The sequence below is a fragment of the Streptomyces sp. V3I7 genome (assembly GCF_030817495.1).
Lineage (GTDB): Bacteria > Actinomycetota > Actinomycetes > Streptomycetales > Streptomycetaceae > Streptomyces.
In genome coordinates this window covers 3,367,013-3,387,687 of the sequence record NZ_JAUSZK010000001.1, presented here as the reverse complement: position 1 = coordinate 3,387,687, position 20,675 = coordinate 3,367,013, and the positions used below count along the sequence as shown (strand labels likewise).

Sequence of the window (20,675 nt, the reverse complement as noted above, 5' to 3'; positions counted from 1 at the left end):
GACCGACTCAGATGTCGAGGAAGCGGACGTCCTTGGCGTTGCGCTGGATGAACTGGCGACGGGCCTCGACGTCCTCGCCCATCAGGACCGAGAACAGGTCGTCGGCCTGGGCGGCGTCGTCGAGGGTCACCTGGCCGAGGACCCGGAGGTCGACGTCCATGGTGGTCACGCGCAGCTCCTCGGCGTTCATCTCGCCAAGGCCCTTGAAGCGCTGGATCGAGTCCTCGCGGACGCGCTTGCCGCGCTGACGGCCCATCTCCAGCAGCGCGTCGCGCTCGCGGTCGGAGTACGCGTACTCGAAGTCGTCCCGACCCCACTTGATCTTGTACAGGGGGGGACGCGACAGGTAGACGTGCCCGGCCTCGATCAGGGGCCGCATGAAGCGGAACAGGAAGGTCAGCAGCAGCGTGTTGATGTGCTGGCCGTCGACGTCCGCGTCCGCCATCAGAATGATCTTGTGATAGCGCAGCTTCTCGATGTCGAAGTCCTCGTGCACACCGGTGCCGAAGGCGGAGATCAGCGCCTGGATCTCCTGGTTCTGCAGGATCTTGTCGATCCGGGCCTTCTCGACGTTGAGGATCTTGCCGCGGATCGGGAGGATCGCCTGGTACTCCGGGTTGCGGCCGGACTTGGCCGAGCCGCCGGCGGAGTCACCCTCGACGATGAAGATCTCGCACTTGGCCGGGTCGTTCGACTGGCAGTCGGAGAGCTTGCCCGGCAGGGACGCCGACTCCAGCAGACCCTTGCGGCGGGTGAGGTCGCGGGCCTTGCGGGCCGCCACGCGCGCGGTGGCCGCCGCGATGCCCTTGCGGACGACGTCCGCGGCCTCGACCGGGTTGCGGTCCAGCCAGTCGCTCAGGCGCTCGTAGACCGCCTTCTGGACGAAGGTCTTGGCCTCCGTGTTGCCCAGCTTGGTCTTGGTCTGGCCCTCGAACTGGGGCTCGCTGAGCTTGACCGAGATGATCGCGGTCAGACCCTCGCGGATGTCGTCGCCCGTGAGGTTCTCGTCCTTGTCGCGCAGCAGCTTCTTGTCGCGCGCGTACTTGTTGATCAGCGATGTCAGCGCGGCGCGGAAGCCCTCTTCGTGGGTACCGCCCTCGTGCGTGTGGATGATGTTGGCGAAGGAGTAGACACCCTCGCTGTAGCCGCTGTTCCACTGCATCGCGACCTCGAGGGACAGGTGCTTGTCCTTGTCCTCGGCCTCGATGTCGATCACGGTCGACGGCGTCACCTCTCCCTTGCGGGAGTTGAGGTACTTCACGAAGTCGACGATGCCGCCCTCGTAGTGGTACGTGACGGACTTGACCTCGTCCTTCTCGTCCGCACCCGCCTCGTCCGCACCGGCCGTGGCCTTCGCCGACTCGCGCTCGTCGGTGAGCCTGATGGTCAGGCCCTTGTTGAGGAACGCCATCTCCTGGAAGCGCCGCGAGAGCGTCTCGAAGGAGTAGTCGGTGGTCTCGAAGATGTCGCCGTCGGCCCAGAAGGTGACCGAGGTGCCGGTCTCCTCGGTGGCCTCGTGCTTGGCCAGCGGAGCCGTGGGGACGCCCATCTTGTAGTCCTGCGTCCAGCGGTGCCCATCGGTCCTGACCTCGACGGAGACACGCGACGACAGGGCATTCACGACGGACACGCCGACGCCGTGCAGACCACCGGAGACCGCGTAGCCGCCGCCGCCGAACTTGCCGCCCGCGTGCAGCACGGTCAGCACGACCTCGAGGGCCGGCTTGCCCTCGGATGCGACGATGCCCACCGGGATGCCACGGCCGTTGTCGACGACCCGGACACCGCCGTCGGCGAGGATCGTCACATCGATCGTGTCCGCGTGCCCCGCCAGCGCCTCGTCGACGGAGTTGTCGACGACCTCGTACACGAGGTGGTGCAGGCCGCGCTCGCCGGTCGAGCCGATGTACATACCGGGTCGCTTGCGAACCGCGTCCAGGCCCTCGAGCACGGTGATGGCGCTGGCGTCGTACGAGGCGCTGGCCTCGCCGTTCACGCCGGCGTCGGTGGACGGGATGTTCTCGTTGGGGTTGCCGGAATCGGCCACGAAGCGCCCTTTCTGGCACAGCACGAGCCGGGCTCGTCGGCAGGTCGCCGGAGCGGCTGCGGCATGTTGCGTTGGTAAGCCCTGATCAGCGTTGCTCAGCTTGTCCCGGACGGTCCCCACGATTGGGGCGGGATTGCCTTCCAGTCTACCGGTAGCGCCGACAGTGATGGGGGTTTGCGGGTACCTGAGTCCGCATGTGCCGCCCTGAATCGGCCTCGATCGGGTCCCGATATACGGAAGGGGGCTCCAAGACGCTCACAGAGCCGCTCAGCGCCTCCGGTCGTCAACCCTGGCTACTCCAGGGTCAGGTCGGGATTCGCAACCATGTGCGGTCGCACGGCTACGCCGTACCAATTCCATCGAGTGAAGTACGTCACCCGTACGTATCGCCCGGTCCCATGCTGCCCGGAGCGCGCAGCGGGCCGTACCGGCGGGTGGGTCCGGCCGGGCCGAACACCTTGATCAGCTTCACCGCGCCGTGGCCGAGGTCCTCATTGAGTCGGGCCACCAGCGTCGGGGCGAGCAGCCGCAGATTGGTCGCCCATGCCGTGGAGTCGCAGCGCACGATCAGCACGCGCTCGTCCTCGTCGTACTTCTCCGGCACACAGTGCTTGGCCACGTCCTCGCCGACGATCTCCGGCCAGCGGCCCATCACGCCGCCCACCGCGGCCGGGGCCTCCCAGCCCCGCTCGGTGATCAGCCGGTTGATCGCCGACCCGAGTGCCATCGGATCGCGGCCGTCGGCGCGCGCGCCGGAGCGCAGGCCACCGCGCCGCGCCTGCTTCTTCTGCCGCGCCGCGTCACCCCGCGCGCGGGCCTGCTCCCGTGCCGCGCGGAGCGCCACGCGCGCGAGATCGACACCGGTCGGCTCGGGCTTCTTGCCGGGCATGGGCTCGCCGGTGCTCATGCGCGCTCCACCGTGCCGCCGGACACCGCGTACCGGGCTCCGGCCAGCACATTCGGTACGTCGTCGTCGACCGCGGCCGTCACCAGGACCTGCTCGCCGGGCGCGACCAGCTCGGCGAGCCGCTCCCGGCGCCGGATGTCCAGCTCGGCGAACACGTCGTCGAGGATCAGCACGGGCTCGTTGCCCTCGGCGCGCAGCAGGTCGTACGAGGCCAGGCGCAGCGCCAGCGCGTACGACCAGGACTCGCCGTGGGAGGCGTACCCCTTGGCCGGCAGCTGGCCGAGCCGGAGGACCATGTCGTCGCGGTGCGGGCCGACCAGGGTGACGCCCCGCTCGACCTCCTGCTTGCGCGCCTCGGCGAGCGCGGCCATCAGCTGCTCGTGGAGCCCGTCGCGCGTGTGAGCGTCGCCGGGCGCCGACGGCTTGTACTCCAGGTGGACCGGACCGCCACCGGGCGCCAGCTGCTCGTACGCCTTGTCGGCGAGCGGCTGGATCGCGGCGATCAGGTCGAGTCGCTGGGCGAGCAGCTCCGCGCCCACGCGCGCGAGGTGCTGGTCCCAGACGTCGAGCGTGGACAGGTCCATCGAGCGGCCGCCGTGGCGCCGGGCGAGCGCGGCGGACTTCAGCAAGGTGTTGCGCTGCTTCAGCACGCGCTCGTAGTCGGAGCGCACGCCCGCCATGCGCGGCGAGCGGGCGGTGATCAGCTCATCGAGGAAGCGCCGCCGCTCCCCGGGATCGCCCTTGATCAGGGCGAGGTCCTCGGGCGCGAAGAGGACGGTCCGTACGATCCCGAGCACGTCACGCGGCTTGACCTGCGACGACCGGTTGACGCGGGCGCGGTTCGCCTTGCCCGGGTTCAGCTCCAGCTCGACCAGCTGCTGCCGCTCGCCCTGCCGGACCTGTGCCCGGACGATCGCGCGGTCCGCGCCCATGCGCACCAGCGGGGCGTCCGCGGAGACGCGGTGGCTGCCGAGGGTGGCGAGATAGCCGACGGCCTCGACCAGGTTCGTCTTGCCCTGCCCGTTGGGGCCGACGAAGGCGGTGACGCCCGGGTCGAGCGGGACCTCCGCCCGCGCGTACGAGCGGAAGTCGGCCAGCGACAGATGCGTGACGTGCATGGTCGTGCGCCGACCTCCCCCAGAGGTTGTGGATCGCTGGGCGACCCGGTGGACTGCTGCTTCTCGTCGTTCTCGGTCGCGGGTGCCGCGAGGCCGATGGCGGCTTCCACAGTCCACCGGCCCTCGCCGTCGCTGTGCGGCACATGCGTACCTGCGTCCGAGCCTAAACCCGGACGCTTATGCACACCTGTGGGCAAACGCGCTCACGCGCACGCCCTCACCTGCGGCTCTGTCGGCGAGCGGGCTCAGCCGCTGAGGCGCACCGGCATGATCAGGTACTTGTACGCCTCGTCGGCCTCGGCGTCCACGGCCGGCTTGCCGCTGAGCAGCGCGGGCTTGGTGGACGTCGTGAAGGACAGCTGGGCCACCGGGGAGTCGATGGCGCTCAGGCCGTCCAGCAGGAAGGTCGGGTTGAAGGCGATGGAGATGTCGTCGCCGTCGAGCTGGGCGTCGACCCTTTCCACAGCCTGTGCGTCGTCGCTGGAGCCGGCCTCCAGGATGAGCACGCCCTGCTCGAAGCTCAGCCGCACCGGGGTGTTGCGCTCGGCGACCAGGGCCACACGCTTGACGGCCTCCACGAAGGGGGCGGTCTCGATCACGGCGATGGAGTTGAACTCCGTCGGGAACAGCGTGCGGTACTTCGGCAGGTCGCCCTCGAGGAGGCGGGTGGTCGTCCGCCGCCCGGCGCCCTCGAAACCGATCAGGCCCTCGCCGGAGCCCGAGCCGGAGAGCGCCAGGGTGACGCTGTCGCCGCTCGTGAGCGCCTTGGCGGTGTCCAGGAGCGTCTTGGCGGGCACCAGGGCGACCGCGGAGGCGTCCGGGTTCTCCGGCTTCCACAGGAACTCGCGGACCGCGAAGCGGTAGCGGTCGGTGGAGGCCAGGGTGACCGTGTCGCCCTCGATCTCGATGCGCACACCGGTGAGGACGGGCAGCGTGTCGTCGCGGCCGGCGGCGATGGCGACCTGGGCGGCCGCAGAGGCGAAGACCTCACCGGGGACCGTGCCCGTCGCGTTCGGCATCTGCGGCAGCGACGGGTACTCCTCCACAGGCAGGGTGTGGAGTGTGAAGCGCGAGGATCCGCAGACCACCGTCGCCCGTACACCGTCTGTGGAAATCTCCACCGGGCGGTTGGGGAGGGCGCGGCAGATGTCGGCGAGCAGCCGGCCGGAGACCAGGACCGTGCCGTCCTCCTCGACCTCGGCGTCCACGGACACGCGCGCGGAGACCTCGTAGTCGAAGCTGGAGAGGCTCAGCTGGCCGTCCTCGGCCTTGAGCAGCAGGCCGGCGAGGACAGGCGCCGGCGGACGGGCCGGAAGGCTGCGGGCCGCCCAGGCCACTGCCTCCGCGAGTACGTCGCGTTCCACCCGGATCTTCACCGTAAGCCGCCTCCTGCTGTTGCTACTGAGTCCTACGACTCGGCGTCACAGCCCTCTGGGACGGGAAGGACGCCGGGAACCAGTCTGACGCACCGCACTGACAGTCGGTGCCCGTCGGGGTCAAGTCGCTCGGAGGGGCGGTCGGGCTCGAGACGGCAAGTTGTGCACAGGCCCCGCTTCAAAGCGAATTCCGCACTCTCTCTAGTCGGGAGTAGTAGTAGGGCCTGTGGATACCGTGGATAACCACGTTTGCCCAGCTCAGCGCGGAGATTTTGTCCACCGGCCCTGTGGGTGACGGCGGTGGACAACCGGGCGTCTCTGTGGAGAACAGGAAGTTCTGCACACCCCGCCCACAGCCGGGGCTGACTTCTCCCCAGCTGCGTCCCCAGGTTTACTCACGTTTCCCACAGCCCAATCCGGCACCTTGGTGTGACCGCTTTCACTCGACGCGGTGATCGGGGGCGGCACGTTGCCGAACAGTGGACAGTCATGTGGAGAAGCTGACGATCCTTGGGGACAACCGGCTCCAGCCTGTGGGTCGCCGGTGGACAACTTTTCCCACAGCCTGTGGATCCTCTCTTCGTCCACAGCCTGTGGAGATCGTTCGTCCACGAATCCACAGCCAGCTGACCTGGGCTGATGGTCTTTCAACAGGCTTGGCTGTGGACACGATCTGGACAACTTGCCAGTCCCCAGGATGTGGACGGAAGAAAGTCATCGAATCTGTGGAGAGCGACCGTAACCCGGCAGGTAATCGAACACCGAGGGGTGGGTGCAGGTCGGTGGAGCGGGTACGGAACGGCGGTCGAGGGGCGTCGAAGAGTCGCCCAAGGGCGTCGCAGAGGTGTCGCGGGCACCGTCGCGGGGGTTGTCGAGGTCGCTGAACCGCCGTGGACGGCGGCTGAGGGGTCGGTTGGTCGTGGGACAAGCGGGCCGTCGGCCGACTGTGGCGCGGGTGCACACGGCGAAGGGCGCCTCCGGGATCTCGCTCCCGGAGGCGCCCTTCGCGCCGTACAGCGGCGGTCGTCAGCCGTTCTTGATGCGGTTCGTCAGCTCGGTCACCTGGTTGTAGATCGAGCGCCGCTCGGCCATCAGCGCGCGGATCTTGCGGTCGGCGTGCATGACGGTCGTGTGGTCGCGGCCGCCGAACTGCGCGCCGATCTTCGGCAGCGAGAGGTCGGTGAGCTCACGGCACAGGTACATGGCGATCTGGCGGGCCGTCACCAGGGCGCGGCCGCGCGAGGTACCGCACAGGTCCTCGACGGTCAGCCCGAAGTAGTCCGCCGTCGCCGCCATGATGGCCGTCGCGGTAATCTCCGGCGCCGCGTCCTCACCGCCCGGGATCAGGTCCTTGAGGACGATCTCCGTCAGCCCCAGGTCCACCGGCTGCCGGTTGAGCGACGCGAAGGCCGTCACACGGATCAGCGCGCCCTCCAGCTCGCGGATGTTGCGCGAGATCCGGGAGGCGATGAACTCCAGCACCTCCGGCGGGGCGTTGAGCTGCTCCTGAACCGCCTTCTTGCGGAGGATCGCGATGCGCGTCTCCAGCTCGGGCGGCTGGACATCGGTGATCAGACCCCACTCGAACCGGTTACGCAGCCGGTCCTCCAGCGTGACCAGCTGCTTGGGCGGCCGGTCGCTGGAGAGCACGATCTGCTTGTTGGCGTTGTGGAGCGTGTTGAAGGTGTGGAAGAACTCCTCCTGCGTCGACTCCTTGTCCGCCAGGAACTGGATGTCGTCGACGAGCAGGATGTCCATCTCGCGGTACCGCTTGCGGAAGCTGTCGCCCTTGCCGTCGCGGATCGAGTTGATGAACTCGTTGGTGAACTCCTCCGAGCTCACGTACCGCACACGCGTGCCCGGGTAGAGGCTGCGCGCGTAGTGCCCGATGGCGTGCAGCAGGTGGGTCTTGCCGAGGCCTGATTCCCCATAGATGAAGAGGGGGTTGTAGGCCTTCGCGGGCGCCTCGGCGACGGCGACCGCGGCCGCGTGCGCGAACCGGTTCGAGGCGCCGATGACGAACGTGTCGAAGAGGTACTTGGGGTTCAGCCGTGCGGTCGGCTCACCCGGGCCGGTCGCCGGCGCGGGCTTCGCGGCCAGCGGACCGGGAGCGCCGGACGCCGGCCGCTCCGGTCCGCCGCGGTGGCCCTGGCCGGAGCCGGCCGAGGAGTCGGGCAGCTCGCGACGGGCGGGGCCCTGCTGGTCGTAGTCGCCGCGTCTCGTCCCGTACTCGCCGCGCTGCTGCTCGTACGGCGGGCGCTCCATGGACTGCGGGCGGTAGTCCTGCTGCGCGGCGTACGAGTCCTGCGACGCACCGTAGGAGTCGCGCGAGTCGCGCGCGGACGATCCGTAGGAGTCCTTCGACGACGGTGAGGCGTACGGGTCGCGCTCGGGGAAGCCGAGCCGCGGCTGCTGCCAGCTGTACTCGTCCTGCGCCGGCCGCGGCCAGGAGCCCGGCTCGGGGCGCTGGTACTCGGAGGGGTACGCGGGACGCGCGGTCGGGAGCTGGTCGCCGCGGCCGGCCGGTTCGCCCGACGGCTGCTCACCGCGGTGGCGGCCGTAGCCCTCGTAGGGTCCGGAGGGACGGTCCTCGTCGTAACGCGACTGCGGGGACGCGGGGCCCGGCCGCCCGTGCGAGGGCGCCGGTGCGGGCGGGGCCGGAGTGGCGGGGGCCGCCGGGGCGCCCGCGGACTCGTCCACGGTGATCGCGATCCGGATCGGACGGCCGCACTCACGGCTCAGGGTCTCGCTGACGACCGGGGCGAGCCGGCCCTCCAGCACGTTCTTCGCGAATTCGTTCGGTACGGCGAGCAGGGCGGTGTCCGCGACCAGCGCGAGCGGCTGGCAGCGCCGGATCCAGTGCTCGTCCTTCGCCTCGACCCCCTGGTCGCGCCCCTCGCCCAGGAGCTGCTCCAGTACTCGCGGCCACACTGCGGCAAGATCGGCAGGTACGTCAGCCACAGGGCACGCTCTCTCACAGGTCCCACGAACGTGTGATTCGCGGGAAAGTCGGGATGTAAATCGGGTGGTGCGGGGACAAGGGAACGAATTGGGGTTCAGCCAAGGTAGTCAGCGCGACGGGTAGGGTTCAAGTTGTTGTCCCCAGCCTGTGGATAGTGTCCCCCAAGGGCAGCTGGTTTGACCGGATGGCGTAGCCCCGCGTACCGTAACCAGGTCGAGTTGTCGATGGCTGCTGCCGCCTGCCTCCGATGGGCACAGATCGCTGAAGGTGATCGGGAAGCGGTGCACACGGGCGTGACGCGAGCTACTCGTGGGCGCACGGTGACAGCCAGGACGGCACCCCGCCAACTACCGATACTTTCTGGAGCCCCCGAGTGAGCAAGCGCACCTTCCAGCCGAACAACCGTCGTCGCGCCAAGACCCACGGCTTCCGGCTGCGTATGCGGACCCGTGCCGGTCGCGCGATCCTCGCCGCCCGCCGTGGCAAGGGTCGCGCGAGCCTGTCCGCCTGATTCCGATCAGGTCATGACGTCGTGCTGCCCACCGAAAACCGGCTGAGGCGGCGCGAGGAATTCGCGACCGCGGTACGACGAGGTCGCCGGGCTGGTCGCCCGCTCCTCGTCGTCCACCTACGTAGCGGTTCAACGGACCCGCATGCGCCTGGGGAGAGCGCTCCCCCGACGCATGCGGGTTTCGTCGTGAGCAAAGCAGTGGGTGGTGCGGTCGTGCGCAACGCAGTGAAGCGCAGACTTCGCCATCTGATGCGTGACCGAGTCGCCCTTTTTGCCCCCGGTAGCCTGGTAGTCGTACGAGCGCTGCCCGGTGCGGGTGACGCCGACTACGCACAGCTGGCCCAAGACCTGGACGCCGCCTTGCAACGGCTACTGGGAGGGGGCGCGCGATGAAGTACCCGCTACTGGCTCTGATCAAGCTGTACCAGTGGACGATCAGTCCACTGCTCGGGCCGGTGTGCAAGTACTACCCGTCGTGCTCCCACTACGGCTACACGGCCATCGACCGGCACGGTGCCATCAAGGGAACAGCACTCACGGCCTGGCGCATTCTGCGGTGCAATCCGTGGTCGCTGGGCGGTGTGGACCATGTTCCGCCCCGCAAGCGCCCTCGATGGCACGAAATGCTGCGAAGCGCTTGGCGCGCTCGCACGGGCGGGCCCTCCGCCGCCGAACCGGCCACTGAGAGGAAGCCTCACTCCGAGCTTCCTTCGAGCCCGGCCGCAGAGAACTCGTCCCATGCCCAAGGAGCATGATTAGTGGACACGATTGCCAGCTTCTTCAGCTTCATCACGACACCTGTTTCCTGGATCATCGTCCAGTTCCACTCGGTGTACGGGCAGATCTTCGGCCCTGACACGGGATGGGCCTGGGGCTTGTCCATCGTGTCCCTGGTGATCCTGATCCGCATCTGCCTGATCCCGCTCTTCGTGAAGCAGATCAAGGCGACCCGGGCCATGCAGACGCTCCAGCCCGAGATGAAGAAGATCCAGGAGCGCTACAAGAACGACAAGCAGCGTCAGTCCGAAGAGATGATGAAGCTGTACAAGGAGTCGGGTACCAACCCGCTCTCCTCGTGCCTTCCCATCCTGGCGCAGTCCCCGTTCTTCTTCGCCCTGTATCACGTGCTCAACGGCATCGCGTCGAACAAGACGATCGGTGTCATCGACCAGTCACTGCTGGCGAGCGCGCAGAAGGCTCACATCTTCGGTGCTCCGCTCGCGGCGAAATTCACGTCGAGCGCCGCGTCGGTCGAGGCGCTCGGCGCTTCGCTGACGGCCGTCCGGATCGTCACCGCGGTCATGATCATCCTGATGTCGGCGTCGCAGTTCTACACGCAGCGCCAGCTGATGACGAAGAACGTCGACACCACGGTGAAGACGCCGTTCATGCAGCAGCAGAAGATGCTGATGTACGTCTTCCCGATCATGTTCGCCGTCTTCGGTATCAACTTCCCGGTCGGTGTCCTCGTCTACTGGCTGACCACCAACGTGTGGACCATGGGCCAGCAGATGTACGTCATCCACAACAACCCGACCCCGGGTTCCAAGGCTCAGGGCGCCTACCTGGAGCGCCTGACCAAGCACGTCACGCAGCACGGCAAGATCCGCCGGCGCAGCCAGAAGGCCATCGTCAAGGCGATCGTCGCCAAGGGGCGTGACCGCAACGACAACGAGCGCAAGTTCATCAACAGCCTGACGAAGGCGGGCCTCGCGGCCCAGGCCGACGGCGCTGTGGTGAAGGCCGAGGCGCAGGTCGCCGCGGAGGCGCAGACCGAAGACGGCACGGTGACGGCCGCCGCTCCCAAGCGTCAGCAGCCCAAGCGCCAGACGAAGTCCCAGCGGCAGTCCACCGCCTCGAAGGCGGCGGATGAGGCCGAGGCGTCGTCCACGGAGGCTCCGTCGCTGGAGAAGTCCGACAAGCCGCAGGACGCCAAGGCCGCTTCCAAGCCCGGTGCCGGTGCCCGCAGCAAGGCCCAGTCCGGGCAGCGCAAGGGCGGCTCGCAGCGCCCGAAGTCCCCGTCCAAGAAGTAAGAAGGAGCCCATCCCGTGACGGAAGGCACCACCTCCGCCGCTGCCGAGGGTGCAGACACCCTCACCCGCCTGGAGCAGGAGGGTGAGATCGCGGCGGACTACCTCGAGGGTCTGCTGGACATCGCCGACCTCGACGGCGACATCGACATGGATGTCGAGGCCGACCGCGCCGCCGTGTCGATCATCAGCGACGCGGGCAGCCGCGACCTGCAGAAGCTGGTCGGCCGGGACGGCGAGGTGCTGGAGGCGCTCCAGGAACTCACGCGTCTGGCCGTGCACCGGGAGACCGGGGACCGCAGCCGCCTGATGCTGGACATCGCGGGCTACCGGGCCCAGAAGCGCGCCGAGCTCTCGGAGCTGGGCACCAAGGCCGCCGACGAGGTCCGCAGCACCGGCGAGTCGGTCAAGCTCAAGCCGATGTCCCCGTTCGAGCGCAAGGTCGTGCACGACGCGGTCAAGGCCGCGGGGCTGCGCAGCGAGTCGGAGGGCGAGGAGCCGCAGCGGTTCGTCGTCGTGCTGCCTGCCTGATCGGCCTCAACATCTACCGGCCCCGTCTGTTGCGCAGACGGGGCCGAACTTTGTCAGCCTGGTAGTTCTGGTGGTCGGCGCTCGGAGCGTCGGCGCTGTACGGAAGGACGGTCCCCGTGACGGAGGCAGCGGAGCTCCCCCCTGCGCCCGACAAGGCGCGGGAAGTGTTTGGCGATCGCTTCGACGATGCGGTCCGCTATGCGGAGCTGCTCGCTGATGCGGGCGTGCAGCGTGGTCTGATCGGCCCGCGGGAAGTACCCCGCCTGTGGGAGAGGCACCTGCTGAACTGTGCGGTGCTGTCCGAGGTCGTCCCCGAGGGGGTGACGGTGTGCGACGTCGGCTCGGGTGCGGGCCTGCCGGGCATTCCACTGGCGCTCGTCCGGGACGATCTGAAGATCACGCTCCTGGAGCCGCTGCTGCGGCGTACGAACTTCCTCACCGAGGTCGTCGAGCTCCTGGGCCTGGACCATGTGACGGTCGTCCGCGGCCGGGCCGAGGAGGTCCTCGGCAAGCTCCAGCCGGTGCACGTGGTGACCGCCCGTGCGGTGGCTCCCCTGGACCGACTGGCCGCGTGGGGCATCCCCCTGCTGCGTCCCTACGGCGAGATGCTCGCCCTCAAGGGCGACACGGCCGAGGAGGAGCTGAAGGCGGCGGGCACGGCCCTGAGCAAGCTCGGAGCCGAGTCGACGTCGATCCTGCATGTCGGCGAGGGCGTGGTGGACCCGTTGTCCACGGTCGTACGCGTCGAGGTCGGCGAGAGTCCGGGCGGTGTGCGCTTCGCGGCCAAGCGGGCCAAGGCAGCACGGGCGGGCCGGGTGCGTCGGCGTCGCTGAGAACGCAGAAGAGCGAAGGGCGGATCGGCGTTGCTGGTCCGCCCTTCGTCGTGCCGGCCGCGCCACGGTCGAGCAGTACTCCACAAGCTGCCCTGTCGGTGTGCGTCGGAGTGTCGCGTGAATCCGACTGGTGACGCTCGGCATCGTGTTTCACGTGAAACGTCGCTCACTGTTGCACGGCATCATCAGTCGCGGCCGCGCTGCGGCCGAACCCCGCGAGCGTAAGCCTCTCGGTTCACTCGGAGAGGTGACAGAGATGTCCACAGAGGTGGATTTCTCCACAGAACGTCAGGCCTCACTGGTTCATCACCCCGAAGGCATGGGAGGCTCTGTTCATTGCGAGCCTGAAGTCGAGGAGAGTGAATCCTTGCGGTCCGACGCCAACATCGCGGGACCGATGACCGATCCGGTCCCCGGTCCCCGTACCGAGTCGATGGGGGCGGATGTTTCACGTGAAACACCGCCTCCGATGGACGACACTCCCATCGGTCGTGCTGCCCAACTGGCGGTCGAGGCGCTGGGCCGCGCCGGCGAAGGCCTGCCCCGGCCCGAGCAGACCCGCGTCGTCGTGGTTGCCAACCAGAAGGGCGGTGTCGGCAAGACGACGACGACCGTCAACCTCGCCGCGTCGCTGGCGCTGCACGGCGGCCGTGTCCTGGTGATCGACCTCGACCCGCAGGGCAACGCCTCCACGGCTCTGGGAATCGACCACCACGCCGAAGTTCCATCCATCTATGACGTGTTGGTCGACAGCAAGCCCCTCTCCGACGTCGTGCAGCCGGTCCCGGATGTCGAGGGCCTCTTCTGTGCTCCCGCCACGATCGATCTCGCCGGTGCGGAGATCGAGCTGGTGTCACTGGTGGCCCGGGAGAGCCGACTTCAGCGAGCGATCCAGGCGTACGAGCAGCCGCTGGACTACATCCTCATCGACTGCCCGCCGTCGCTCGGCCTGCTGACGGTCAATGCGATGGTGGCCGGAGCCGAGGTCCTCATCCCGATCCAGTGCGAGTACTACGCACTGGAGGGCCTGGGGCAGTTGCTCCGCAACGTCGACCTGGTACGCGGGCACCTCAACCCCGCCCTGCACGTGTCGACCATCCTGCTCACCATGTACGACGGCCGGACGCGTCTCGCCTCACAGGTCGCGGAAGAGGTGCGCAGTCACTTCGGTGAAGAGGTACTGCGGACGAGCATTCCCCGCTCGGTCCGTATCTCGGAGGCCCCGAGTTACGGGCAGACGGTGCTGACCTACGATCCAGGATCGAGTGGTGCCCTCTCCTATCTTGAGGCGGCACGAGAAATCGCGCTGAGGGGTGTCGGCGTCAGCTATGACCCGACACAGAGTCACATCGGCGCCCAGAGCAACCCGAGCACGGTGGAGGGGATTCAGTGAGCGATCGACGGAGGGGTTTGGGTCGTGGTCTCGGCGCGTTGATCCCTGCAGCCCCAACCGAGAAGAACCCGGCTTCGGCCGCGGTGGGGGGCGCGGTGTCCGCGTCCTCGGGAGCGCCGGTGCTGACGACCGACCGCGGGGTGGCCGCGGCGAAGGTGGCCACGCTGCCGCCTGTTTCACATGAAACCGAGGAGGTGTCGACACGTGGGGCCGAGGCGCCCGCGGCGCCCCTGGGTGCCCACTTCGCCGAGCTTCCCCTCGACTCCATCACGCCGAACTCGCGCCAGCCGCGTGAGGTCTTCGACGAGGACGCGCTGCAGGAGCTGGTCACCTCCATCCAGGAGGTCGGCCTTCTCCAGCCCGTCGTCGTGCGGCAGCTGGGTGCTGGCCGCTACGAGCTCATCATGGGTGAGCGGCGGTGGCGTGCCTGCCGCGAGGCCGGTCTCGAAGCGATCCCGGCGATCGTGCGTGCCACGGACGACGAGAAGCTGCTCCTGGACGCGCTCCTGGAGAACCTGCACCGTGCACAGCTGAATCCGCTGGAAGAGGCAGCCGCCTACGACCAGCTGCTCAAGGACTTCAACTGCACGCACGACCAGCTGGCGGACCGTATCGGACGCTCCCGTCCGCAGGTCTCCAACACCCTGCGTCTGCTGAAGCTCTCGCCGTCGGTCCAGCGGCGGGTGGCCGCCGGGGTTCTCTCCGCGGGGCATGCCCGGGCGCTGCTCTCCGTCGAGGACTCGGAGGAGCAGGATCGGCTTGCTCACCGGATCGTGGCCGAGGGGCTCTCGGTGCGGGCGGTCGAGGAGATCGTGACCCTGATGGGCTCGCGTCCGCAGACCTCGCAGCGGCCCAAGGGGCCGCGTGCCGGCGCCCGGGTCTCCCCGGCGCTGAACGATCTCGCGAGCCGTCTGTCGGACCGCTTCGAAACGCGGGTGAAGGTCGACCTCGGCCTGAAGAAGGGCAAGATCACCGTCGAGTTCGCCTCGATGGAAGACCTCGACCGCATCCTCGGGACGCTTGCCCCGGGCGAGGGGAAGGTCTTCCAGGCGGGCCTGCACGACGACGCTTTCGAGGAGGAAGCGGAGGACTGAGCCTCGGTGATCCCACCCGGCTGGGTCAGAGAGCGGATCGTGTCCGGTGTGTACCGGAACACGGTCCGCTCTTTGGCTTTCAGGCGGTATCGATGGAATCGCATCGTGGATACGATGCGTTCGGGTATGGCGTATCCACCTGGCAGCACCTCGGAGGGGGAGGCGGGGGCCATGCGATCGGTGAGCCGCACTGGACTGGCGCGTGCGAGCCTGGGACTGGGCGTGGTCGGCGGCTTCGTCGGCAGCCTGCTCAGGGAACGGAGCGCCCTGACAGCCGCTCGTGCTGCTGCGGGCGAAGGAAGCGAGGAACAGCTTTCATGGGCCGTCGGCTCGTACCGCTCACGCTGGACAACCTTCAGGACCTTCCCAAGCGTTGTCGCTCGTGCGTCTTCTGGGAGCTTGACCCGGTCAGCGGGGAGGCGGCAGTAAGGGAAGGCAGGGCCTCCGCGGAGAAGGAGGCCTGGATCTCCGCGGTCCTGCTCGACTGGGGCTCCTGCGGCCGGGTGGTCTACGTGGACGACGTTCCCGTGGGCTTCGTGCTCTACGCTCCTCCCGCCTACGTCCCGCGTTCCACGGCGTTTCCCACGAGCCCCGTCTCGCCGGACGCGGTGCAGCTGATCACCTCGTTCATCATGCCGGGCTACCAGGGGCAGGGCCTGGGGCGGGTGATGGTCCAGACGGTCGCCAAGGATCTGCTGAGGCGAGGCTTCAAGGCGGTCGAGGCCTTCGGCGACGCCCGCTGGAAGGACCCTGCCTGCGTGCTCCCTGCCGACCACCTGCTGGCCGTCGGCTTCAAGACGGTGCGACCGCACCCCACGTACCCGCGACTGCGTCTGGAGCTGCGCACGGCGCTCTCCTGGAAGGAAGACGTGGAGATGGCGCTGGACCGGCTGCTGGGGGCCGTACAGAAGGAGCCGGCGTTCCGCCCGCTCTGACGCCTCTCATGCGAATGGGCCAGCCTGCGAGGGCTGGCCCATTCGTGTTTCACGTGAAACATGCGTCTGTCGGTCCGACAGCGCCGCCGATTACTCGGCGATGAAGTCCTCGAGGTCGCGGACGAGCGCGGCCTTCGGCTTCGCGCCGACGATGGTCTTGGCGACCTCGCCACCCTGGTACACGTTCAGGGTCGGGATCGACATGACGCCGTACTTGGCGGCCGTAGTCGGGTTCTGGTCGATGTTGAGCTTGACGACCTCGATCTTGTCGCCGTACTCGGCCGCGATCGCTTCGAGGGAGGGCGCGATCTGGCGGCACGGACCGCACCAATCGGCCCAGAAGTCCACCAGGACGGGCTTGTCGCTCTTGAGGACGTCCTCGTCGAAGGAGGCGTCGGTCACGTTCTTCAGAGTGCCGGCCACGGCGGGCTCCTTAATTCGATCTTGCAGGGGGGAAAGAGAGGTCAGACAGAGGTCTTCTCGGGCTCGGGCTTCTCCTCGTCCGCGAGGGCGGCGAGGAAACGCTCTGCGTCGAGAGCGGCGGCGCAACCGGTACCGGCGGCGGTGATCGCCTGGCGGTAGGTGTGGTCCACGACGTCACCGGCGCCGAAGACACCGGGAACGTTGGTCCGCGTGGACGGCGCGTCGACCATGAGATAGCCCTCGGCGTCGAGGTCCAGCTGGCCCTTGAACAGCTCCGTGCGCGGGTCGTGGCCGATCGCGATGAACAGTCCCGTCACCGCCAGGTCCGAGGTCTCGCCGGTCTTGAGGTTGCGCAGCTTGAGGCCGGTGAGCTTCGGATCGCCCAGGATCTCGACCACTTCGCTGTCCCAGATGAACTTGATCTTCGGGTCGGCGAAGGCGCGCTCCTGCATCGCCTTGGAGGCGCGCAGGGTGTCCCGGCGGTGGATGACCGTCACGGACTTGGCGAACCGGGAGAGGAAGGTGGCCTCCTCCATCGCGGTGTCACCGCCACCGATCACGGCGATGTCCTGGTCCTTGAAGAAGAACCCGTCACAGGTGGCGCACCAGGAGACGCCGCGGCCGGAGAGGGCGTCCTCGTTCGGAAGGCCCAGCTTCCGGTGCTGCGAGCCGGTGGCCACGACGACGGCCTTGGCGCGGTAGACCGTGCCCACGCTGTCGGTGACGGTCTTGATGTCACCCGTCAGGTCGACCGAGACGACGTCGTCCGGGTTGAGCTCAGCACCGAAACGCTCGGCCTGGGTACGCATGTTGTCCATGAGCTCGGGGCCCATGATGCCGTCAGGGAAGCCCGGGTAGTTCTCCACCTCGGTGGTGTTCATCAGCGCACCGCCCGCGGTGACGGCACCCTCGAACACGAGGGGCTTCAGCGACGCGCGCGCGGTGTAGAGCGCCGCCGCGTAACCGGCGGGCCCGGAGCCGATGATGATCACGTTACGGACGTCGCTCACGGCTTGATTCCTCGTCTCTGGACTGCTCTATCCGACCGGTGGGAGCCCCTCTCAGAACTCTCACCCCACCCAACGGATCCTAAGGGGCGCGCATTCCCCATACGTCCGGCCACACGGGACGCCGCACGGTACAAACCCGAGCCGGGACGATGCACCTGACTACTCAAGGGCGGGCGAAGGACCGTTTCAGAAGAACCTTGCCCGGGGAGGCGGCCTTCCGGCCGACACAGGTCGTATCGACGACATAGGCAGTGACGCGCGTTGTGTCGGAGCCTTCGGGCAGCACCACGAGGTAGGCGTCCTTCCCGCCGTAGGTGCCTTTCTTGGCGCCGAGGACGACGCCCTGGCTGCTGATGCCCTGCCGGACGCAGTTCGGGACAGAAACCGAAGGCTGGATCAGGGTGTTCACGCTCGCGGTCGATTCTGGAGTGTTGGGCTCGGACTCGACGCCGATGCTCGGCTTCTGACTGTCGGAACCGCGCCGCGGGCGGTGCTCCGCTGACAGAAGGTCGGTCACCTCGCCCTTGAGCCGGTTCTCGGAGAGCGTGTCCGCAGCGGCGGTCTGCCTGCCCTGTGCCGTCGCCGCGGAGCGGCCGTGGTCGAGCGACTGGAGGAACAGCGCCCCGGCGCCCAGAACGGCCGCGGTGAGGGCAGCGCCCAGGGCCACGGTCCGGCGGCGCCCGCGGGACGTACGGCCCTTGCGGCCCGGTCCGGTCGTCGCGTACGGGCGTCCGGCCGGTCGATCCACCCGAGTCGATGTTTCACGTGAAACGGGGGTCTCGGGAGCGGTGGGAGTCAGCCGGGCCTCGGCGGCGAGGGCGGCGTCGATCCGGCGCGCGATGTCCTCGGGCATCTGCGCGGGGGCCGGCACGCCGCCCAACAGCCCCCGGATCTCCTCCAGCGAGGCATGGACGTCCGCGCACGGTTCGCAGGCGTCCAGATGGCGCTGCACGTCTTCGGACCGGGATGGCGGGAGGAGGCCTTCGGTGAGGTCGGAGAGTTCGGCGACGTCCGGGTGCCCGGTTGTGTCCGTCGTGGAAGTCACGCTCGCCCGCCTCCGCCCTTCGCTGTGGCTGAATCGCTCGACCCCGATGTGCGGAGTCCGTCGTCCGGAGGTCCCGCTGCCGGTGGGACGGACGTTCGCCGCGTCTGGTTCCGCCCTGGTGGCCGCAGATGGGCGAGCAGGGGGAGAATCCGGGCTCTGCCGCGTGCGCAGCGGCTCTTGATCGTTCCGGTCGGCACGTCGAGAACGCGGGCGGCTTCCGCGACGGGGTAGCCCTGCATGTCCACCAGGACGAGGGCCGCGCGCTGGTCGTACGGAAGGGTGCCAAGGGCTTCGAGGAGCTGGCGGTGGAGATCACCGCGCTCGGCCGGCGCCGAGGCGGCCTCGTGCGGCTCCAGTAACTGCTCCAGCCGCTCGGTGTCGTCGACGGGGGCGGTCTTCCGGGAGGCCGCCTTGCGGGCACGGTCCAGGCAGGCGTTCACCGTGATGCGGTGCAGCCACGTCGTGACGGCCGACTGGCCCCGGAAGGTGTGGGCGGCGCGGTAGGCGGACACCAGGGCGTCCTGCACCGCGTCAGCGGCCTCCTCGCGGTCCCCCAGCGTTCGCAGTGCCACGGCCCAGAGCCGGTCACGGTGCCGCCGTACGATCTCACCGAAGGCGTCGGGGTCGCCTTCTACGTGGCGGGCGAGGAGGTCTTGATCACTGACCGCATCGCCCGTGGCCTCGTCCAACGGTTCCCCTCCCGCATCACCGTCTCGATCAGCTGGTCACCTTGACGTCCGCCACCCTGCCCCGCCAGTGGCCCGCGTTGTCCGGGGGAAGCTGCGTCAACCACACGAGCAGGTACCGGGTCTTGAGGGACTTGCCGGGACGGAGCTCCACCGTCGTACCCGATCCGTCGGCGACCTTGGTGAAGTCGTCGAATGACGTCGGTTCCGACGCCGACTCCGCGCTCGCGGCCCGGAGTTCGACCGACGTCTGGCCCAGGACGGTGACGGTCGCCTTTCCGACCTGCTGCACCTTGCCGAGGTCGAGGATGACACCGACGCCCGGCTTCAGGTTGCCGAACTTCGGGCTCAGATAGAAGTCCGTCTGCCAGTAGGTGGCCGGGCTGCTGTCGTAGACCTTGCCGACGTCGGACGGCTTCTCGCTCTGGTCACTGAACGGGTCGAAGTCACGGGCACCCTTGATCGCGATGGGCGTACCCGCCGCCGGCTTCTTCAGGCCCTTGTCCCCGCCGTCGTCCGTCTGCGACTTGTTGGTGTCGCCCTTGTCGCCCTGGTCCATCAGAGCGTCCGCCAGCTGCCAGCTGCCGAGACCGAGGGCGGCGATCAGGAGAGCGGCGACCGCCCACTTGAGGGCCTTGCCCGTGCGGCTCTGGAGCGGCGGCGGGGGCTGGATGGGCTGGGCGGCGCCCGGATGGGACGCCGTACGCCCGTACGTGCCCTGCTGGTACGTCGTGCGCTGGTACTCGGGCGGAGCCGTGAACGCGGGCTCCGGCGGGCGGATGCGGGGCATCTCGCCGATCGCCTTCACCAGTTCCTCCGGCATGGTGCACGGGGACTCGTGGCGGGAGGCGGTGGCGCCGTCGTTCGCCAGGGCACGCATGGCGAGTTCCGACAGGCCGCGGTGGACGCCGGCGCGCACCTGGTCCGGCGCGATGAGGCCGACGTCCTTGGGCAGGCCGGACAGCCCGTAGGCGTCGTCCTCGTACGGCCAGCGCTGGGTCAGCGCGGCGTACAGCAGTGCGCCGATCGACTCGGTGTCCGTGCGCTGTGGAGTGTCCGAGCTGATGCCGCGCAAGGCGGCGTTCACGGCGAGGCCGCGGATGCGCCACTGGCCGGTGGACGTACGCAGCACCGCGTTCGGGTTGAGGCGCAGATGGGCGAGGCCCTCACGGTGGGCGGCCGCCATCGCGGAGGAGAGCTGGCTGACCATCTGGTAGGCGTCGTGCGGCTCCAGCGGCCCCGAGGAGAGCAGCGTGGTCAGCTCGGTGGCGTCGGGCAGCCACTCGTGCACGACGTAGACGAGGTCGTTCTCCTCGACGGCGTCCAGGACCTGCACGAAGCGTGGGTCACCGAGCAGGGCGGCGGAACGGGCCGCCGCCAGCACCGAACGGGCCCGCGGATGGTCTGCGGGCAGCACGTGGACACCGACGGCACGACGGAGCTTCTCGTCGACCGCGCGCCAACTGCTGAATCCGTCCAGACGAGTGACGCACTCCTCGAGACGGTAGCGTCTTGCGAGCTTGTGACCGCTGTGCAGTTCAGGAGGCGAGGCCTGGGTCTCGGAACCGTCGGTCCCGCCACTCCCCTTGGCCTCGTCGCTCTCCGTGTCCCGCTCCGGGTTCTGGGCCACCCCGTCGGCCGTGGCCTGATCCGCCTTGGCGGTCAGCGGCTCGTCACCGCTGTTGTCTGCCACGTCGACGGCAGCCGTGCTCCGTTCCGCCACCGTCGTTCCCTGCCTCCCCATTTCGTTGCACGCTCCGACGCCGAAACCAAT

19 protein-coding genes are annotated in these 20,675 nt (G+C 68.6%); 9 read left to right on the top strand and 10 right to left on the bottom strand.

Going from position 1 to position 20,675, the window contains the following annotated elements; translation table 11 throughout:
• Nucleotides 1-7: 7 nt before the first annotated feature.
• The 5 genes from gyrB to dnaA all read right to left on the bottom strand — a co-directional run bounded on the left by gyrB (nucleotide 8) and on the right by dnaA (nucleotide 8,409).
• Nucleotides 8-2,071 carry a DNA topoisomerase (ATP-hydrolyzing) subunit B gene (gyrB, locus tag QFZ74_RS15725; RefSeq protein WP_307621432.1) on the bottom strand — a complete coding sequence of 688 codons (2,064 nt, stop codon included), beginning with the start codon at nucleotides 2,069-2,071 and terminating at the stop codon, nucleotides 8-10.
• A 349-nt stretch (nucleotides 2,072-2,420) separates the two neighbouring features.
• Nucleotides 2,421-2,954, bottom strand: a complete 534-nt coding sequence (locus tag QFZ74_RS15720) for a DUF721 domain-containing protein (RefSeq protein ID WP_307621431.1) — start codon at nucleotides 2,952-2,954, stop codon at nucleotides 2,421-2,423.
• A complete protein-coding gene (gene recF, locus QFZ74_RS15715) occupies nucleotides 2,951-4,072 on the bottom strand; it encodes a DNA replication/repair protein RecF (RefSeq protein WP_307621430.1) in 1,122 nt (373 codons plus the stop codon). The genes QFZ74_RS15720 and recF overlap by 4 nt, the downstream gene beginning before the upstream one ends.
• Before the next feature lie 245 nt (nucleotides 4,073-4,317).
• On the bottom strand, nucleotides 4,318-5,448 hold the full coding sequence (dnaN, locus tag QFZ74_RS15710) for a DNA polymerase III subunit beta (protein WP_307621429.1): 1,131 nt from the start codon (nucleotides 5,446-5,448) through the stop codon (nucleotides 4,318-4,320).
• 1,026 nt (nucleotides 5,449-6,474) lie between these two features.
• On the bottom strand, nucleotides 6,475-8,409 hold the full coding sequence (gene dnaA, locus QFZ74_RS15705) for a chromosomal replication initiator protein DnaA (protein WP_307621428.1): 1,935 nt from the start codon (nucleotides 8,407-8,409) through the stop codon (nucleotides 6,475-6,477).
• 374 nt (nucleotides 8,410-8,783) lie between these two features.
• Here dnaA and rpmH point away from each other — a divergent pair, with 374 nt between their 5' ends.
• The 9 genes from rpmH (at nucleotide 8,784) to QFZ74_RS15660 (ending at nucleotide 15,737) form a co-directional block, all read left to right on the top strand.
• A complete protein-coding gene (gene rpmH / locus QFZ74_RS15700; RefSeq protein ID WP_030059672.1) occupies nucleotides 8,784-8,921 on the top strand; it encodes a 50S ribosomal protein L34 in 138 nt (45 codons plus the stop codon).
• A 21-nt stretch (nucleotides 8,922-8,942) separates the two neighbouring features.
• Nucleotides 8,943-9,314, top strand: a complete 372-nt coding sequence (rnpA, locus tag QFZ74_RS15695; RefSeq protein ID WP_307621427.1) for a ribonuclease P protein component — start codon at nucleotides 8,943-8,945, stop codon at nucleotides 9,312-9,314.
• The gene (gene yidD, locus QFZ74_RS15690; RefSeq protein WP_307621426.1) at nucleotides 9,311-9,676 is read left to right on the top strand and encodes a membrane protein insertion efficiency factor YidD; all 366 of its coding nucleotides are present in this window, start codon (nucleotides 9,311-9,313) and stop codon (nucleotides 9,674-9,676) included. The genes rnpA and yidD overlap by 4 nt, the downstream gene beginning before the upstream one ends.
• A 3-nt stretch (nucleotides 9,677-9,679) precedes the next feature.
• A complete protein-coding gene (gene yidC / locus QFZ74_RS15685) occupies nucleotides 9,680-10,954 on the top strand; it encodes a membrane protein insertase YidC (protein ID WP_307621425.1) in 1,275 nt (424 codons plus the stop codon).
• Between the two features lie 15 nt (nucleotides 10,955-10,969).
• Nucleotides 10,970-11,482, top strand: a complete 513-nt coding sequence (locus QFZ74_RS15680) for a R3H domain-containing nucleic acid-binding protein (RefSeq protein WP_307621424.1) — start codon at nucleotides 10,970-10,972, stop codon at nucleotides 11,480-11,482.
• A 116-nt stretch (nucleotides 11,483-11,598) separates the two neighbouring features.
• Entirely contained in the window at nucleotides 11,599-12,315 is a 717-nt protein-coding gene (rsmG, locus tag QFZ74_RS15675) for a 16S rRNA (guanine(527)-N(7))-methyltransferase RsmG (protein ID WP_307621423.1), read from the top strand.
• Between the two features lie 319 nt (nucleotides 12,316-12,634).
• Nucleotides 12,635-13,708 (top strand): ParA family protein, encoded by a 1,074-nt coding sequence (locus tag QFZ74_RS15670; protein WP_307624168.1) that lies wholly within the window; start codon nucleotides 12,635-12,637, stop codon nucleotides 13,706-13,708.
• Complete coding sequence (locus QFZ74_RS15665; protein ID WP_307621422.1) at nucleotides 13,705-14,802, top strand: ParB/RepB/Spo0J family partition protein; 1,098 nt, start codon at nucleotides 13,705-13,707, stop codon at nucleotides 14,800-14,802. Before QFZ74_RS15670 ends, QFZ74_RS15665 begins: the two co-directional genes overlap by 4 nt.
• 317 nt (nucleotides 14,803-15,119) lie before the next feature.
• Nucleotides 15,120-15,737 carry a GNAT family N-acetyltransferase gene (locus QFZ74_RS15660; protein ID WP_307621421.1) on the top strand — a complete coding sequence of 206 codons (618 nt, stop codon included), beginning with the start codon at nucleotides 15,120-15,122 and terminating at the stop codon, nucleotides 15,735-15,737.
• 90 nt (nucleotides 15,738-15,827) lie between these two features.
• Here the strand turns inward: QFZ74_RS15660 and trxA are convergent, their stop codons facing one another.
• From trxA to QFZ74_RS15635, 5 genes are all read right to left on the bottom strand, one after another.
• On the bottom strand, nucleotides 15,828-16,160 hold the full coding sequence (gene trxA, locus QFZ74_RS15655; protein ID WP_307621420.1) for a thioredoxin: 333 nt from the start codon (nucleotides 16,158-16,160) through the stop codon (nucleotides 15,828-15,830).
• Between the two features lie 41 nt (nucleotides 16,161-16,201).
• The gene (gene trxB, locus QFZ74_RS15650; RefSeq protein ID WP_307621419.1) at nucleotides 16,202-17,170 is read right to left on the bottom strand and encodes a thioredoxin-disulfide reductase; all 969 of its coding nucleotides are present in this window, start codon (nucleotides 17,168-17,170) and stop codon (nucleotides 16,202-16,204) included.
• A gap of 163 nt (nucleotides 17,171-17,333) precedes the next feature.
• Nucleotides 17,334-18,215 (bottom strand): anti-sigma factor, encoded by an 882-nt coding sequence (locus QFZ74_RS15645; RefSeq protein ID WP_307621418.1) that lies wholly within the window; start codon nucleotides 18,213-18,215, stop codon nucleotides 17,334-17,336.
• Nucleotides 18,212-18,904, bottom strand: coding sequence for an RNA polymerase sigma factor SigM (gene sigM / locus QFZ74_RS15640; RefSeq protein WP_307621417.1), 693 nt, complete (start codon nucleotides 18,902-18,904; stop codon nucleotides 18,212-18,214). Before sigM ends, QFZ74_RS15645 begins: the two co-directional genes overlap by 4 nt.
• 28 nt (nucleotides 18,905-18,932) lie before the next feature.
• Complete coding sequence (locus QFZ74_RS15635) at nucleotides 18,933-20,624, bottom strand: protein kinase family protein (protein ID WP_307621416.1); 1,692 nt, start codon at nucleotides 20,622-20,624, stop codon at nucleotides 18,933-18,935.
• Nucleotides 20,625-20,675 lie beyond the last annotated feature (51 nt).